The 16,580-nt window shown below is 61.7% G+C and carries 15 protein-coding genes; 5 read left to right on the top strand and 10 right to left on the bottom strand.

Annotated elements, in window-relative coordinates:
* Positions 1–134: 134 nt before the first annotated feature.
* The 3 genes from M1E16_RS22085 (at position 135) to M1E16_RS22075 (ending at position 4,019) form a co-directional block, all read left to right on the top strand.
* The gene (locus M1E16_RS22085; RefSeq protein ID WP_458128372.1) at positions 135–677 is read left to right on the top strand and encodes a YaeQ family protein; all 543 of its coding nucleotides are present in this window, start codon (positions 135–137) and stop codon (positions 675–677) included.
* 154 nt (positions 678–831) lie between these two features.
* Positions 832–2,541 (top strand): single-stranded-DNA-specific exonuclease RecJ, encoded by a 1,710-nt coding sequence (gene recJ, locus M1E16_RS22080; RefSeq protein WP_434655963.1) that lies wholly within the window; start codon positions 832–834, stop codon positions 2,539–2,541.
* Between the two features lie 371 nt (positions 2,542–2,912).
* Complete coding sequence (locus tag M1E16_RS22075) at positions 2,913–4,019, top strand: NADH:flavin oxidoreductase/NADH oxidase (RefSeq protein WP_434655964.1); 1,107 nt, start codon at positions 2,913–2,915, stop codon at positions 4,017–4,019.
* Between the two features lie 198 nt (positions 4,020–4,217).
* On the opposite strand, the gene M1E16_RS22070 is transcribed toward M1E16_RS22075, so the two are convergent.
* Positions 4,218–5,843, bottom strand: coding sequence for a glucan biosynthesis protein D (locus M1E16_RS22070; RefSeq protein ID WP_434655967.1), 1,626 nt, complete (start codon positions 5,841–5,843; stop codon positions 4,218–4,220).
* A 297-nt stretch (positions 5,844–6,140) separates the two neighbouring features.
* On the opposite strand from M1E16_RS22070, the gene M1E16_RS22065 reads away from it, so the two are divergent.
* Positions 6,141–6,326, top strand: a complete 186-nt coding sequence (locus M1E16_RS22065; protein ID WP_458128371.1) for a hypothetical protein — start codon at positions 6,141–6,143, stop codon at positions 6,324–6,326.
* A gap of 34 nt (positions 6,327–6,360) precedes the next feature.
* Here M1E16_RS22065 and M1E16_RS22060 read toward each other — a convergent pair whose 3' ends face one another.
* The 9 genes from M1E16_RS22060 to M1E16_RS22020 form a co-directional block, all read right to left on the bottom strand.
* The gene (locus tag M1E16_RS22060; protein WP_434696900.1) at positions 6,361–6,660 is read right to left on the bottom strand and encodes a type II toxin-antitoxin system RelE/ParE family toxin; all 300 of its coding nucleotides are present in this window, start codon (positions 6,658–6,660) and stop codon (positions 6,361–6,363) included.
* Complete coding sequence (locus M1E16_RS22055; RefSeq protein ID WP_434628628.1) at positions 6,623–6,886, bottom strand: CopG family ribbon-helix-helix protein; 264 nt, start codon at positions 6,884–6,886, stop codon at positions 6,623–6,625. The genes M1E16_RS22060 and M1E16_RS22055 overlap by 38 nt, the downstream gene beginning before the upstream one ends.
* A gap of 145 nt (positions 6,887–7,031) precedes the next feature.
* A complete protein-coding gene (locus tag M1E16_RS22050; RefSeq protein WP_458128370.1) occupies positions 7,032–8,456 on the bottom strand; it encodes a gamma-aminobutyraldehyde dehydrogenase in 1,425 nt (474 codons plus the stop codon).
* Between the two features lie 147 nt (positions 8,457–8,603).
* Positions 8,604–9,416: an ABC transporter permease gene (locus M1E16_RS22045; protein ID WP_305499042.1), complete on the bottom strand. Its 813-nt coding sequence runs from the start codon at positions 9,414–9,416 to the stop codon at positions 8,604–8,606.
* The gene (locus M1E16_RS22040) at positions 9,406–10,353 is read right to left on the bottom strand and encodes an ABC transporter permease (RefSeq protein ID WP_458128369.1); all 948 of its coding nucleotides are present in this window, start codon (positions 10,351–10,353) and stop codon (positions 9,406–9,408) included. Before M1E16_RS22040 ends, M1E16_RS22045 begins: the two co-directional genes overlap by 11 nt.
* Before the next feature lies 1 nt (position 10,354).
* Complete coding sequence (locus M1E16_RS22035; protein ID WP_458128368.1) at positions 10,355–11,392, bottom strand: ABC transporter ATP-binding protein; 1,038 nt, start codon at positions 11,390–11,392, stop codon at positions 10,355–10,357.
* A gap of 191 nt (positions 11,393–11,583) precedes the next feature.
* Positions 11,584–12,735, bottom strand: a complete 1,152-nt coding sequence (ydcS, locus tag M1E16_RS22030) for a putative ABC transporter substrate-binding protein YdcS (RefSeq protein WP_458128367.1) — start codon at positions 12,733–12,735, stop codon at positions 11,584–11,586.
* A gap of 137 nt (positions 12,736–12,872) precedes the next feature.
* Positions 12,873–14,330 carry a gamma-aminobutyraldehyde dehydrogenase gene (locus tag M1E16_RS22025; protein ID WP_458128366.1) on the bottom strand — a complete coding sequence of 486 codons (1,458 nt, stop codon included), beginning with the start codon at positions 14,328–14,330 and terminating at the stop codon, positions 12,873–12,875.
* A gap of 221 nt (positions 14,331–14,551) precedes the next feature.
* The gene (locus tag M1E16_RS22020; RefSeq protein ID WP_305499047.1) at positions 14,552–15,463 is read right to left on the bottom strand and encodes a LysR family transcriptional regulator; all 912 of its coding nucleotides are present in this window, start codon (positions 15,461–15,463) and stop codon (positions 14,552–14,554) included.
* 196 nt (positions 15,464–15,659) lie between these two features.
* Here M1E16_RS22020 and M1E16_RS22015 point away from each other — a divergent pair, with 196 nt between their 5' ends.
* On the top strand, positions 15,660–16,370 hold the full coding sequence (locus M1E16_RS22015) for a tellurite resistance TerB family protein (RefSeq protein ID WP_458128365.1): 711 nt from the start codon (positions 15,660–15,662) through the stop codon (positions 16,368–16,370).
* Positions 16,371–16,580: the final 210 nt, after the last annotated feature.

Here is a 16,580-nt window from a genome sequence, read left to right as displayed (position 1 = left end):
GGACAAAGGCAGAACGAATAGAGCGTTTTATCATAGGCCGACCATCGTCGCCGCAGGTTGATGGTCGGCAATTCGTGGATTAGCCGTCGCATCGGTTAGACTTGCCGCCTTTCCTCGTATCAAGAAGCCCGTTCATGGCCCAGCCGTCCACGACCTACAAGTTTGAACTGAACCTCACTGACCTCGACCGCAGCGTGTACGAGAATGTGAAGCAGACCATTGCCCGCCATCCTTCGGAAACGGAAGAGCGCATGACCGTGCGCCTCTTGGCCTACGCGTTCTGGTACAACGAGCTGCTGGCGTTTGGTCGTGGGCTGTCGGATGTCGACGAACCCGCGCTGTGGGAAAAAAGTCTGGATGACCGTGTGCTGCACTGGATCGAAGTAGGCCAGCCGGATGCCGATCGCCTGACCTGGTGCTCGCGCCGCACCGAGCGCACCAGCCTGCTGGCCTACGGCAGCCTGCGGGTGTGGGAAGGCAAGGTGATCCCCGCGGTGAAGAACCTGAAGAACGTGAACATCGCCGCCGTCCCCCAGGAGGTGCTCGAAACCCTGGCCAAGGACATGCCACGGGTGATCAAGTGGGACGTGATGATCAGCGAAGGGACGATTTTCGTGACCGACGACCGTGGCCAGCATGCGGTTCAGTTGCAATGGTTGCTGGGCGAGCGTGGCTGAGCCGTTGACCCTGTATCAAGTGAACGCTTTGTGGCGAGGGAGCTTGCTCCCGCTTGGGTGCGCAGCGCCCACAAAAAAGGGCCGCTACGCAGCCCAGCGGGAGCAAGCTCCCTCGCCACAGGATTTCCAAAAATAGAGAAATGATCGTTACCCCATGCGCATAGAACCCCGCCAGTTACCCGCCACCCTGCCGTTTCTCGGTGACCTGCCGCCGTTGTTGACCCGTCTTTACGCAGCACGTGGCGTGCAGTCCGAAGCGGAGCTGGACAAGAGCCTGGCGCGCCTGATTCCTTATCAGCAACTCAAGGGGATCGATGCCGCGGTGGACCTGCTGGTGGCGGCGCTGGAGCAACGCCAGCGCATCCTCATCGTCGGCGATTTTGATGCCGATGGCGCGACCGCCAGTACCGTGGGCATGCTTGGTCTGCGCCTGCTCGGTGCGGCCCATGTCGACTACCTGGTGCCCAATCGCTTTGAATATGGCTATGGCCTCACGCCGGAAATCGTCGAAGTCGCCCTGACACGCGCGCCGCAATTGTTGGTCACCGTGGACAATGGCATCTCCAGCGTGGAAGGCGTGGCAGCGGCGAAAGCGGCCGGCCTCAAGGTGCTGGTCACCGACCACCACTTGCCGGGGCTCGAATTGCCGGCGGCCGATGCCATCGTCAACCCGAACCAGCCCGGTTGTGAGTTCCCGAGCAAGGCACTGGCGGGCGTCGGGGTGATTTTTTATGTGCTGATGGCCCTGCGGGCCCGTCTGCGCAGCCTCGGTTGGTATGCCAGCAAGCCGCAGCCGAATATCGGCGAACTGCTCGACCTGGTGGCGCTGGGCAGCGTCGCCGACGTGGTGCCGCTGGATGCCAACAACCGGATCCTGGTGCACCAGGGCCTGGAGCGTATTCGCGCCGGACGCGCCCGGCCCGGCATCAAGGCCATCCTCGAAGTAGCCAAGCGCGATCACTCGCGCATCACGTCCACCGACCTCGGTTTCATCCTCGGGCCGCGCCTGAATGCGGCGGGGCGGCTGGACGACATGAGCCTGGGCATCGAATGCCTGCTCACCAACGACCCGGCGCTGGCACGGGACATGGCGGCGCAGCTGGATGGCATGAACCAGGACCGCAAATCCATCGAACAGGGCATGCAACGTGAAGCCATGGCCCAGCTCAAGGATCTGCCGGTGGAGTCGATGCCGTTCGGCTTGTGCCTGTTCGATCCGCAATGGCACCAAGGCGTCATCGGGATCCTGGCGTCACGCATGAAAGAGCGCTATTTCCGTCCGACCATTGCTTTCGCCGATGCCGGGGACGGCCTGCTCAAAGGGTCGGGCCGCTCGGTGCCGGGATTTCATATCCGCGATGCGTTGAGCGTTGTCGCGGCGCAGCATCCGACCCTGATCAGCAAATACGGCGGTCACGCCATGGCGGCGGGGCTGACGTTGCCGGAGGCGAACTTTGCCTTGTTTGCCGAGGCTTTTGACGCGGAGGTGCGCCGGCAACTACGTGAAGAAGACCTGACGGGGCGGCTGTTGTCGGATGGCTCTCTGGCGGTGGAAGAGTTCCACCTGGAACTGGCCCGGGCACTGCGCCATGCCGGGCCGTGGGGACAGCATTTTCCGGAGCCGGTGTTCCACGGCGTGTTCCAGCTGGTCGAGCAGCGAGTGGTGGGTGAACGGCACCTGAAGGTCATTCTCAAGACTGAGTGCGGTTCGGTGAAACTCGATGGCATAGCCTTCGGCATTGATCGGGAAATCTGGCCCAACCCCACCGTGCGCTGGGTAGAGCTGGCCTATAAGCTTGACCTCAACGAGTTCCGTGGCCAGGAAACGGTGCAGTTGATGATTGCTCATATCGAACCGCGGTAGCTTTACTGCCCCCGTGGCGAGGGAGCTTGCTCCCGCTGGGCTGCGAAGCGGCCCCTGTTGGCGTGAAGCAATTCTTTCAGGTAAACCGCAATGATCGGTTTTACGACTGCTGCGCAGCCGAGCGGGAGCAAGCTCCCTCGCCACGGGAGTTCACACAAGCCTTGAAGACAAAGCTTGGCTTCGAAAGGGCGGTTTTTGACTCTGAACCCTTCCTCCTCCCCGGTTGTCGACTAGTCTCTAAGCACTGCTTGATAGGCCTTGTGACGTCTTGTCGATTGTTTTGCCCGCGGGGGCGGGTGTTGCACCGTTTGTCACTCGTCGACTTTTCAAACAGAACCCTGGAGCCTGCCCACTGATTCGAGAGGTGCCCCATGAGTCTGCTGCTGGAACCTTATACCCTTCGTCAACTGACCCTGCCCAATCGCATCGCGGTTTCGCCGATGTGCCAGTATTCGAGCGCCGATGGCCTGGCCAACGACTGGCATCTGGTGCACCTCGGCAGTCGTGCCGTGGGCGGTGCCGGCCTGGTGTTCACCGAAGCCACCGCCGTCACGGCCGATGGCCGGATTACCGCCGAGGACCTCGGGTTGTGGAACGATGGACAGATCGAGCCTTTGCAACGCATCACCCGGTTCATCACCGCCCAAGGCGCCGTGCCCGGCATCCAGCTGGCCCACGCCGGGCGCAAGGCAAGCACCTGGCGGCCCTGGCTGGGCAAGCATGGCAGCGTCAAACCGGAAGAGGGCGGCTGGGTTCCGGTCGGCCCTTCGCCGATTGCCTTCGACCCCCAGCACACCCAACCGAAGCAGCTCGATGAAGGACAAATCGCCGATGTCATCCAGGCATTCGTCGACGCGGCCAAGCGCGCCCTGACGGCTGGTTTCAAGGTCGTCGAGGTCCATGCAGCCCATGGCTATCTGCTGCACCAGTTCCTGTCGCCGTTGAGCAATCAGCGTCGGGATCAATACGGTGGGTCGTTTGAAAATCGTATCCGCCTGGTACTGCAAGTGACCGAAGCGGTCCGGGCCGTATGGCCTGAGGAGTTGCCGGTTTTTGTTCGGGTATCCGCCACCGACTGGGTCGAAGACGGCTGGAACCCCGATGAAACGGTGGAACTGGCGCGGCGATTCCGGGCACTGGGGGTGGACTTGATTGATGTGTCGTCGGGCGGCACCGCCGCCAACGCCGAGATTCCCACCGGCCCGGGCTACCAGACGCGCTTCGCCGAGCGGGTGCGCAAGGAGTCGGAAATCGCCACTGGCACGGTCGGGATGATCACCGAGCCGGCCCAGGCCGAACACATCCTGCGCACCTGCCAGGCCGATATCATCTTCCTCGCTCGCGAGCTGTTGCGCGATCCGTACTGGGCGTTGCATGCCGACGACGACCTGGGCGGACGCAAGGCCACCTGGCCGGCGCAGTACCAGCGCGCGACGCATCGGGACCAGCCGATCCATGAGTCGGATTTGCGCGACTGAGCACCTGATAAAACAAACAGCCCCGGTCGATTGGCCGGGGCTTTTTTTCTGATTTAAAAAATTTGGTGCTTGTACCGGCCTCATCGCGAGCAGGCTCGCTCCCACAGTGGATCTGTTGTGTGGCGCATAGCGTTCATAACCAGGCTCACTGTGGGAGCGAGCCTGCTCGCGAAGGCGTCATTTCTGACGCAGCAGGGCTCAGGGGTACTTACGCTTATCCGGCGCCGGCGGGAAGTACTGGTACAACCAGGTCTCGCTCAGCGTCCGGTCCTTGGAGCGAATGAACAGGCGCATCTCCACCGGGTCCACGCGGTCGTCGGTCGGGTACCAGTCGAAGGTGATGCGATAACCCTTGATCGCGTCCAGCACCAGCACGTTGAAATCCTTGACCTCGCCGTGGGAGCAGGTCACCACCGGCTCGATGCCGGTGCCCGGTGGCAACTGATCGAGACCGCCACCGGTAAAGTCCACCGCGAAGCGCCGTGCCCAGACGGTGGGGTAATGTTCGCCGGGAGCCCAGCCTTCGATGAAGCCGCCCATGCCGGAACGGGTGGCGTCGACGCGGGCCAGGTCCGTGCTGACCGGCGGCAGGGCGCTCCAGTAGAGTTTGTAGCCATAGTTCAACGAATCGCCGGCAGCGACCGGTTTTTTCGGCGTCCAGAACGCAACGATGTTATCCAGGGTCTCGCCGGTGGTAGGAATTTCCAGCAGATCGACCGAGCCTTCGCCCCAAGCGGTCGTAGGTTCGACCCACAGGCTTGGCCGTTTGCTGTACCAGTCCACGGTGTCCTGGTAACTCTCGAAGTCGTGGTCGGTCTGCACCAGGCCGAAACCTTTCGGGTTGTTGTCGGCGAAAGCATTGAACTGCAGGGTGGCGGGGTTGTTCAGCGGGCGGCAGACCCACTCGCCGTTGCCGCGCCACATGGCCAGGCGGTCGGAGTCGTGGATCTGCGGGTGAATGGTGTCGCACATGCGTCGCTCGACGGTGCCGCAACTGAACATGCTGGTCATCGGCGCGATGCCCAACTGCTCGATGGCGGTACGCGCGTTGACGTGCGCGTCGACTTCCATCACCACCCGGGTAGGCTGGCAGTCGATGTCAAAGCGGTAGGCACCGGTGGCGCTCGGTGAGTCGAGCAGGGCATAGACCACGAAGCGGGTGCTGTTCTTGTCCGGCGTTTCGAACCAGAACTTGGTGAAGTCCGGGAATTCCTCGCGTTTTTTCGCATACGTGTCGATGGCCAGGCCGCGGGCAGACAAGCCGTACTGGCCGGTGGCGTCCACCGCGCGGAAATAACTGGCGCCGAGAAACGAAACAATGTCATGCCGGTCCAGCTCCGGTGCCTTGAACACCCGGAACCCTGCGAACCCGAGGTCGCCGGTGAGCTGCGAGGTATTGACCGTGGTCTTCTCGTAGTTGAACAGTTCCGGGCGAAAGTGTACTTCACGCGCCATGCGGGTCTTCGGGTCGACACTGTACATGCGCACCGGCTGCTTGAAGCCCATGCCGACATGGAAGAACTGCACGTCCAGCTTGCCGTCCAGTTCATTCCACAGCGAATGATTGGCGTCGTACTGGATGGCATTGAACTGCAAGGGGGACATCTGGGCCAGCGTCGGCGGCAGGACTTGCTTGGTGTCGACGTAGCGGCTTGCGGCCAGTCGCAGGGCCTGGTCTTTCAATTGGTTGAAATCGAAGGGACGGGCTTCGCCGTCGGCGGTCTGATCGGCAGCCCAGGCACGTGCGGCCATGAGCCCGGAGGCCGACAGTCCGGTGTAGGCGGCGAAGGCCATGGAGGCCTTGAGCAGATTCCTGCGGTGCATAAATACAACCTTATCTGAAGACAATCCCGAGCCGATCCTGGCAACAGAGACTGGTAAAGGAGTTCGGACATGCCTTTGGCCAAACGCGACGAACGTTAGAACAGATGCCTGAGAGCTGGATCGGTTCACCGAAACGCAAAATCATAGGGGAAATGCCCGCTTGGAGAGATGGGAAAGCGTGGCTTGGTTAAAAATTCTTACAGTTATTTCTGTTTTTGTGAGGATTCGGGAATTTTTTGATCAATTACTTTAAGACTGTCTTTCTACGCTTTGAATCGACGTAACGAAGGACAACCCATGACCAAAATACAGAGCATTACCGAGATACTGGGGATCTTTCCTGGCCTGACCAGAACACGGAGCAAACGCCCGCTCAGCCTGGAGGAAGCGAGGCTGGTCGAACGTTATCGAGAGTTGTCGGAAAGCGACCGGATCGCCATGCGTTATCTGATGGATGCGATGGGCCGTGTTTCGCGGTTTTGAAGGTCGTTGCAACGGGGCTAGCAGCCCGCCGCCCTTATTGTACTGACCAGTCCTGAGGACGTTCGCTGCGTTGATGCAGTATCCGCAAGACCTGTAATTGTCCGTCCTTGAGCCGATAGGGGGCAACGAACGGGTAGCGCGTCAGCACCAGCTCCCGAATATCGGGGACCACTGAAGGACGCCCCGAGCCGGGAAAACGTTGCAGTTGGCGCAGCGATTCCAGAATCGTGGCGATGACATCGTCAGCGCCTTCTGCGCCGAGTGCGCTTTGGTAATGTTCGTGGATCGAGTCGAGGTCACTTTGTGCTTTGTTGGTCAGTACGATGCTCGGCACGCTTTGCCCACTTAGCCTTCACGGCATCCAGATCGGTCAGATTCCCGGCGTCGGCATCCGCTATGCCTTCGCTGATCGCTTGCAGGTGCCAGGACTCGGCCTCTACGTATCGAACCAATGCACGCTTCAGGTGATATTGACGGTCGCGGTCGGTGGCGGCAGCCAGCAAGTCCAGCTGTTGGGCCAAACCTTCTTCCACGCGGAAGGACAAAACGGGCGAGGCCATGGGGGATCTCCAAAGTGTATACGTTGTAGACACCCTAGGCGGTACCAGGTTTTTCGTCAACCGGCGAGCGTGCACCGATCGACGAAAACCTTAGCAGGACGAACTCATGGCAGGCGTTGGCATGTGTTGCCCACATTGTCTCGTGTCAATGCTTGAACATCACATGCCGCACCACCGTGTAATCCTCCAGCCCATACATCGACATGTCTTTGCCATAGCCAGAACGTTTCTGACCGCCATGGGGCATTTCGCTGACGAGCATGAAGTGCGTATTCACCCAGGTGCAGCCGTATTGCAGGCGTGCCGACAAGCGATGGGCACGGCCGATGTCGGCGGTCCACACCGATGAGGCCAGGCCGTAGTCCGAATCGTTGGCCCAGGCCAGCACTTGTGCTTCCTCAAGGAATGGCGTGACGGACACCACCGGACCGAACACTTCGCGGCGGACAATTTCGTCGTCCTGCTGGACGTCGGCCAGCACCGTCGGTTCGAAGAAGAAGCCGTTGCCGTCCACGGCCTTGCCACCGGTGACCAGGCGGATGTGGGGCTGGGCGATGGCCCGCTCGACGAAGCCGGCCACGCGGTCACGGTGCTGAGCGGTGATCAACGGTCCCATCTCGGTATCGGGTTCGCTCTGCAGGCCGTACTTGATGCTGGCGACGGCGGCGCCGAGTTTTTCGACAAATTTGTCGTAGATGCCTTGCTGGGCATAGATGCGGCAGGCGGCCGTGCAGTCCTGGCCGGCGTTGTAGAAGCCGAAGGTGCGGATACCTTCCACCGCAGCGTCGATGTCGGCGTCATCGAAGATGATCACCGGGGCCTTGCCGCCCAGCTCCATGTGCGTGCGCTTGACGCTCTCGGCGGTGCTGGAAATGATGTTCGAGCCGGTGGCGATGGAGCCGGTCAGGGAAACCATGCGGACTTTCGGGTGCGTGACGAGCGGCTGGCCGACGGTTTGCCCGCGACCGAAGACGACGTTGAGGACACCTGCCGGGAAAATTTCCGACGCCAGTTCCGCCAAGCGCAACGCGGTCAATGGCGTCTGTTCCGACGGCTTGAGCACCACCGTATTACCGGCGGCCAGGGCCGGGGCGATTTTCCAGGCGACCATCATCAACGGGTAGTTCCACGGGGCGATGGAAGCGATCACGCCCACCGGGTCGCGACGGATCATCGAGGTGTGCCCCGGCAGGTACTCGCCGCCCGCCGAGCCGTTCATGCAACGGCTGGCGCCGGCGAAGAAACGGAACACGTCGGCGATCGCTGGGATTTCATCGTTCAGGGCGGCGCTCAATGGCTTGCCGCAGTTGTCCGATTCGAGCCTGGCCAGTTCTTCACCATTGGCCTCGATGGCATCGGCCAGCTTGAGCAGCAGCAGGGAGCGGTCCTTGGGCGGCACTTGCGACCAGGCATCGAAAGCGCTGTCAGCGGCGCGCACGGCGGCATCGACCTGGGCCTCGCTGGCTTCATTGATTTCCACCAGGACCCGGCCCAGCGCCGGATTAAAAACGGCCTGGCCAGGGCCGTCGCCGTTCACCAGATGGCCGTTGATCAACAGTTTGGTTTGCATGTCCGTGTCCTCTTGAACGCTGTTGTTTTCCTGTGGGAGCGAGCCTGCTCGCGATGGCGATGCAACAGTCGACATCTCTGCTGAATACCGATCTGTCATCGCGAGCAGGCTCGCTCCCACATGGGATAGTTTTCATTGGGGCCTGGGTTACTTCCCACCACTCCCCGCCACGCTCTCCCCGCCGCGCGTCAGGTAATACGCGCCGAGTATCGGCAGCATCGTCACCAACATCACCAGCATCGCCACCACATTGGTCACTGGCACATCGCGAGGGCGGCTGAGCTGGTTGAGCAGCCAGAGCGGCAGCGTGCGCTCATGACCGGCGGTGAACGTGGTGACGATGATTTCATCGAACGACAAGGCAAACGCCAGCATCCCGCCGGCCAGCAGGGCCGACCCCAGATTAGGCAGGATGATGTAGCGAAAGGTCTGCCAGCCGTCGGCGCCCAGGTCCATCGACGCTTCGATCAGGCTGTGGGAGGTGCGGCGCAGACGGGCGATGACGTTGTTGTAGACGATCACCACGCAGAAGGTCGCATGCCCGACGATGATGGTGAACATGCCGGGTTCGATGCCCAGGGTCTTGAAGGTCGCCAACAGCGCGATGCCGGTGATGATCCCTGGCAGCGCAATCGGCAGGATCAGCATCAGCGAGATACCCTGCTTGCCGAAAAAATCACGGCGGTACAGTGCCGCCGACGCGAGTGTGCCGAGCACCATGGCGATCAGGGTGGCGACGGCTGCGATCTGCAATGACAACTTGATCGCCTCCAGCACGTCCGGGCGCGAGAAGGCGACGCTGAACCACTTCAGGGTCAGGCCCTTGGGCGGGAAGCTGAACGCAGCGTCTTCAGTGTTGAAGGCATAGAGGAAAATGATCAGGATCGGGAAATGCAGGAACACCAGCCCGCCCCATGCCGCGATCCGCAAGCCCCACGAAGCCTTGGAGTCAGAGTGCATCGAAAGCCCCCAGTCGCTTGACGACAGACAGATAGATGGCGATCAGCACGATGGGCACCAGCGTGAACGCCGCGGCCATGGGCATGTTGCCGATGGCGCCTTGCTGGGCGTAGACCATGCTGCCAACGAAGTAGCCCGGCGGGCCCACCAGCTGGGGCACGATGAAATCCCCCAGGGTCAGGGAAAAGGTGAAGATCGAGCCGGCGGCAATGCCCGGGATCGACAGCGGCAGGATTACCTGCATGAAGGTCTGGCGTGGCCTGGCGCCGAGGTCCGCCGAAGCTTGCAGCAGCGATGGCGGCAAGCGCTCCAGGGAGGCCTGGATCGGCAGGATCATGAACGGCAGCCAGATGTAGACGAACACCAGGAAGCGCCCCAGGTGCGAAGTAGACAGCGTGCTGCCACCGACGCCGGGAATGCCCAGCACGAACTGCAACACCGGCCCCAGCCCCAGGTGCTGGATGAACCACTGCGCCACGCCGCCCTTGGCCAGCAGCAGTGTCCAGGCGTAAGCCTTGACGATATAGCTGGCCCACATCGGCAGCATCACCGCGATGTAGAAAAACGCCTTGGTCTTGCCGCTGGTGTAGCGCGCCATGTAGTAGGCGATCGGGAAGGCGACAATGGCGCTGGCGATGGACACCGCGATCGCCATGGTCAACGTGCGCGCAATGATGTCGAAATTCGACGGCTGGAACAGCGCCGAGAAATTGGCCAGGGTCAGGTCCGGCGTGACCGCCATGGTGAAGTCGTCGAAGGTATAAAAGCCTTGCCACAGCAAGGTCAGCAGCGAGCCCAGGTAGATCGCGCCGAACCAGATCAGCGGTGGCACCAGCAACAGCGACAGGTACAGGTTGGGACGCCGGTACAGCAGGTTCGAAAAGCGTCGCAACGGCGTACCGTGCGTCTCGGTTTCAGTCATGGCCAGGGTGCTCATCTCAGGCCTCGCTGCCGGCGGTATCGTGCAGGGCAACCATCGCCTCGCGGGCCCAGCGCACGGCGAGGTGCTGGCCGGTATGGTGCTGGGCGCCGCTGTCGTTCCATTGGCTGTTGGCCTGGCTGAGACTCAAGGTCTGGCCGTTTCCCAGCTTCAACTCGTAGCGCGTGGCGCTGCCCTGGTACTGGATGTCGTGAAGCAGACCGCTGATTTCGATTTCATCGCCGGCCAGCGGACCTTCGGCAAAGCGCACATGTTCCGGGCGGATCGAGAACGGCTGTGGATAACCGCTCAGTTGCCTGGCCAACTCACCGCGAATCACGTTGGAAGTGCCGACGAATTCGGCGACGAAGGTGGTGGCCGGCTTCATGTACAGGTTGCGTGGGGTATCGACCTGTTCGATCCGGCCCTTGTTGAACACCGCCACGCGATCGGACATCGACAGGGCCTCGGTCTGGTCGTGGGTAACGAAGATGAAGGTGATACCCAACTGGCGTTGCAGTTTTTTCAACTCGCTTTGCATCTGTTCGCGCAGCTTCAGGTCGAGCGCGCCCAAGGGCTCATCCAGCAGCAGCACACGCGGGCGATTGACCAGCGCGCGGGCCAGGGCGACACGCTGGCGCTGGCCGCCGGACAGTTGCACCGGCTTGCGTTCGCCATAGCCGCCCAAGGCAACCATCTCCAGCGCTTCATCGGCGCGCTTGATGCGCTCGGCCTTGGCGACGCCTTTGACTTTCAGGCCGTAGGCGACGTTGTCGCGCACGTTCATGTGTGGGAACAGGGCGTAGTCCTGGAAGACCGTGTTGACGTCTCGCTGATACGGCGCGAGCCCGACGGCTTCCTCTCCGTGGATACGAATCGAACCGGCGCTGGGCTGCTCGAACCCGGCGATCAGCCGCAGGCAAGTGGTCTTGCCCGAGCCGGACGGGCCGAGCATGGAAAAGAACTCGCCGTCCTGGATGTCGATGGAGACCCGGTCAACGGCCTTCACCTCGCCGAACTGACGGGAAACGTGAGTGAACTGGACTGCGAGCGTCATGGTGCGGTGCTCCAGAAAGCGGGGCGGATATGAAATCTCAACGGTTGGAACGCGGTCCCGTGGCGAGGGAGCTTGCTCCCGCTGGGTGGCGCAGCCACCCCAAAATTGGGCGTGCTGCGCGCGCCAGCGGGAGCAAGCTCCCTCGCCACAGGGCTAACCATGTCCCCCCGGTCCAAACAGGTGACTGCGACTTAGCGTCCACCCATGATCGCAATGTAATCCTGCGTCCAGCGGCTGTACGGCACGAACTTGCCGCCCTCGGCTTGCGGAGTCTTCCAGAAGGCGATCTTGTCGAACTGGTCGAACCCGTTGGTCTTGCAGCCCTCGGCGCCCAGCAGTTCGCTTGCCTTGCACGCCTCGGGCACGGCCGGCAACGAGCCGAACCAGGCGGCTACGTCGCCCTGGACTTTGGGCTGCAGCGACCAGTCCATCCATTTATACGCGCAGTTGGGATGCTTGGCCTCGGCGTGCAGCATCGTCGTGTCAGCCCAGCCGGTGGCGCCTTCCTTGGGGATGGTCGAGGCGATCGGCTGTTTTTCGTTGATCAGGCCGTTGACCTGGTATGGCCAGGCGCCGGATGCGACCACGCCTTCGTTCTTGAAATCGCTCATCTGCACGGTCGTGTCATGCCAGTAGCGGTGGATCAACGGCTGCTGGGCACGCAGTAATTCCAGCACGGCCTTGTACTGGGCCTCGTCGAGTTGATACGGATCCTTGATGCCCAGGTCGGGCTTGGCGGTCTTGAGGTAGAGCGCCGCGTCGGCGATGTAGATCGGCCCATCGTAGGCTTGCACCCGACCCTTGTTCGGCTTGCCGTCGGGCAGGCTCTGCGCCTCGAACAGGACGCTCCAGCTGGTCGGCGCTTGCTTGAATACTTCGGTGTTGTACATCAGTACGTTCGGCCCCCACTGGTAGGGCGTCCCGTAGGTCTGTTGGCTGACCACGTACCACGGCGCGTCCTTGAGGCGCGGGTCGAGGTTTTTCCAGTTGGCGATCAACGCGGTGTTGATCGGCTGCACGCGTTTGCCGGCAATCAGCCGTAGCGAGGCATCGCCCGACGCGGTGACCAGGTCGTAGCCGCCCTTGGTCATCAGGCTGACCATTTCGTCGGAGGTGGCGGCGGTCTTGACGTTGACCTTGCAGCCGGTTTCTTTCTCGAAACCCGTGACCCAGTCGTAGGCCTTGTCGCTTTCGCCGCGTTCGATGTAGCCCGGCCAGGCGACGATATCCAGTTGGCCTTCGCCAGCGCCAATGGCCTTGAGCGGTTCGGCGGCCTGGAGGCTGGCGCTGGCCAGCAGCGCCGTGGTGATTGCACTGAGCAATGCGGTCTTGTGCGCGTACATGGAAATCCCTCTTGCTTTAATTATGGTCGGGGCAGGGTTCGAGAAACGTGTCGCTGGTTATTGTTTTAGCTTAGCTGCAAGCTTCAAGCGGCAAGCTGCAAGCAAAAGCAGGTAGCGCACGGCTTGCAGCTTGCAGCTCAGAGCTCCCGGCTATGCCGGGCCATGATGTGGCGCACCACGCTGTAGTCCTGAAGCGAATCGCTGGACAGATCCTTCCCATAGCCCGAGCGTTTCAGGCCGCCGTGGGGCATTTCGCTGACCAGCATGAAATGACTGTTGATCCAGGTGCAGCCGTATTGCAGCCGCGCCGCCACCTGCATCGCCTTGTCGAGGTTCTGAGTCCAGACCGAGGAGGCCAGGCCGTATTCCGAATCGTTGGCCCAGTCCACCGCCTGGCTGAGTTCATCGAAACGGGTCACGGTGACCACCGGGCCGAATACTTCGCGCTGGACGATCTCGTCGCTTTGCTTGCAGCCCGCCAACAGCGTGGGCTGGTAATAGAAACCGGCGCCGGAATGCACCGCCGCGCCGGTGATGCGCTCGATATGCGGCTGGCCGAGGGCACGCTCGACGAAACTGGCGACGCGGTCGCGCTGGCGGGTGCTGATCAGCGGGCCGATTTCGTTGTCGGCGTCGCGCTTGCCGGCAAAGCGCAGGCTGCTGACCGCCGCGCCGAGTTCAGCCACCAGCCGGTCGTGAATCCCGGCCTGGGCGTAGATCCGGCACGCAGCGGTGCAATCCTGGCCAGCGTTGTAGTAACCATAGGTGCGTACACCCTCGACCACTGCCTGCAGGTCGGCGTCGTCACAGACGATCACCGGGGCCTTGCCGCCCAGTTCCAGGTGCGTGCGCTTGAGGGTTTTTGCCGCGGCCTGGAGGATTTTCTGGCCGGTGACGATATCGCCCGTCAACGAGACCATGCGCACCTTGGGGTGACTGACCAGATGACTGCCGACGCCTTCGCCGCCACCGCAGATGACGTTGATGACGCCGCGCGGCAGGATTTCGGCCAGGATCGGCGCCAGGGCCAGGATCGACAGCGGCGTGTGTTCCGAAGGCTTGAACACCAGGGTATTGCCGGCGGCCAGGGCCGGGGCGATTTTCCAGGCCGCCATCATGATCGGGTAGTTCCAGGGCGCAATGGACGCCACCACGCCAATCGGGTCGCGACGCACCATGCTGGTGTAGCCCGGCAAGTATTCGCCGCTGAGCTGGCCGGTCTGGCAGCGTACGGCGCCGGCAAAAAAACGGAACACATCCACCGTGGCGCTCAGGTCGTCCTGACGCGCCAGGTGCAGTGGCTTTCCACAGTTCAGGGATTCGAGACGGGCCAGGTAATCGGCGTTTTTTTCGACAGCGCCGGCGATCTCCAACAACAGGTTCGAGCGTTGCTGCGGCGTGGTGCGCGACCAGCCGTCAAAGGCCTGATGAGCCGCGAGGATCGCGGCTTCGACCTGTTCGGTACTGGCCTCGGCGATGTGGGTGAGCACTTCACCGGTGGCCGGGTTGAGGATCGGCTCGACAAAGCCCTCGCCGGGTACGCTTTCGCCGTCGATCAACAACGCTGTACATAACGGGGTTTGCGTGCCGGCCATATTCGCCTTCTCTTTTTTATAACGGTGAACACAGGCCCTGTGGGAGCGAGCTTGCTCGCGATAGCGGTATGACAGGCAGCATTAAATTGACTGAAAGACCGTTATCGCGAGCAAGCTCGCTCCTACAATGGCTTGCTCCCACATTGGATTGTGGGGGCTGCAGCAAGACTAGTGCCCAGTCGCCAGGCCGACAAATTCGAAATACTCAAGGCAGCATTCGATTAAATAGATGGCTTGCGTCCGTGGGGCTGTTCGCGGGCAACAGCCAGGAACGGGTCGACCGAGGCCGGGCGTGCCGTGCCTCGGCGCCAGGCGAGTCCGACATCCAGCGTCTGGTTGAGGTCGGCGATGGGTCGTGCCTCGATGATGTCGCCTTCCAGCGACCATGGGCGGTAGGTCATGTCCGGTTGGATCGAAACCCCCAGCCCGGCCGCCACCAGGCTGCGCACCGCTTCGGTCGAGGCGGTACGCAGGGTGATCTGCGGTTGCAGGCCGGCACCGCGCCACAGGCGTTGCGCGTTGCGATCCATCTCGTCGACGTTCAGTTGGATCAACGGCTCGCGAGCCACATCCGCAAGATTGATGCTGTCGTGTTCGAGCAGCGGATGCTGGGCCGGCAGCCACAATCGATGGGGCGAGTGGGTCAATACTTCGGTCTGCAGGGCGTGGCGGTCTTCCAGGTTGGACAGGATCAGCACGCCGACGTCGATTTCGCCGCTGACCAGCAGATGTTCGATATAGGGGCGTTCGTCCTCCATCACGCGGATGGCCACATTGGGGTAGGCGCGCTGGAAACGGGTCAAGAGGTCCGCCAGATAGTACCCGGCGACCAGGCTGGTCACGCCGATGGTGACCTGTCCGGCAACCTGATCGGTGCTTTGTTGCAGGCTGCGCTTGGCGTTGTCGACGGTGGCGAGTATCAGGTGCGCCTGACGCAGGAACTGATGCCCCTGGTGGGTCAGCGTCATGCCCTTGGCGTGACGGTTGAACAGACTGACGCCGATTTCCTCTTCCAGTTGCTGGATGGCCAGGGTCAGGGTGGATTGGGAAATGAACGCGGTTTGCGCGGCGGCGGAAATCGAACCGGTTTCGGCTACCGCGATGAAATGACGGATCTGGCGCAGGGTCATCATTTTTGGATACCCAGGAGACGTATTTATCGATGTCTTGGAGTGTATATCGTTTTTATCGAATGGCTGTGGCTGCCTTCAAATCACCGGCAAGTCCGCAGGCAACATCTCGAAGCAATCTGGCCGAGGGCGGTGGGGCACTTTCGATCTACGCTGGGGGCCTTATGATCCGGTTAACCCGAATGCGTGGAGGCAGCAAATGAACACCCGTGGATTGCTCGATCAGTTACTCAAGTCCGGCCAGGAGATGTTGCAGAACAAGGCCGGCGGCTCCCAGGGCAAGTCGTCCGGCGGTCTGGGTGGTTTGCTCGGCGGCTCCGGCAACCTTGGTGGAATGCTCTCCGGCGCAGGGGGCGGGGCGCTGGCGGCCAGCGCCATGGGATTGCTGCTTGGCAACAAGAAAGCCCGTAGCTTTGGCGGCAAGGCCCTGACGTATGGCGGCCTGGCTGCATTGGGCGTGATTGCCTACAAGGCTTACGGCAACTGGCAGGCCCAGCAGGGCAATGCGCCGAAAACCGAACCGCAGACCCTCGACCGCGTCCCACCGGCGCAGGTCGAACAGCACAGCCAGGCGATCCTCAAGGCCATGGTCGCGGCGGCCAAGGCCGACGGCCATGTGGACGAACGCGAGCGTCAACTGATCGAAGGCGAATTCACCAAGCTCGACAACGACCAGGAACTGCAACACTGGCTGCACGCCGAGCTCAACAAACCGCTGGATCCCAGCGACGTCGCCCGGGCGGCCAGCACACCGGAAATCGCCGCCGAAATGTACATCGCCAGCGTGATGCTGGTGGATGAGGAGAACTTCATGGAGAAATCCTACCTCGACGAACTGGCGCGACAACTCAAGCTGGAACCTGGGCTAAAGGCGGAATTGGAAAAGCAGGTGCGTCAGGCGGCTGCATGATCCTGTCTCAGGAAATAATTTTGTGATGTTTGAACAATAATTGCCCACCACTTTCCCTGTGGGAGCGAGCTTGCTCGCGATGGCGTCCGGTCAGTCAGTATTTTATTCACTGACCCACCGCTATCGCGAGCAAGCTCGCTCCCACAGGAGCATCGCTCAACCTGAAAAATCGCGATCCTCGGCTTCGTCAAATTCCCCCAGACCGCCATA

This window comes from Pseudomonas sp. Z2-11, assembly GCF_054161305.1.
Note: the sequence above shows the minus strand (reverse complement) of the source record. Positions and strands in the feature narration are given on the sequence as shown.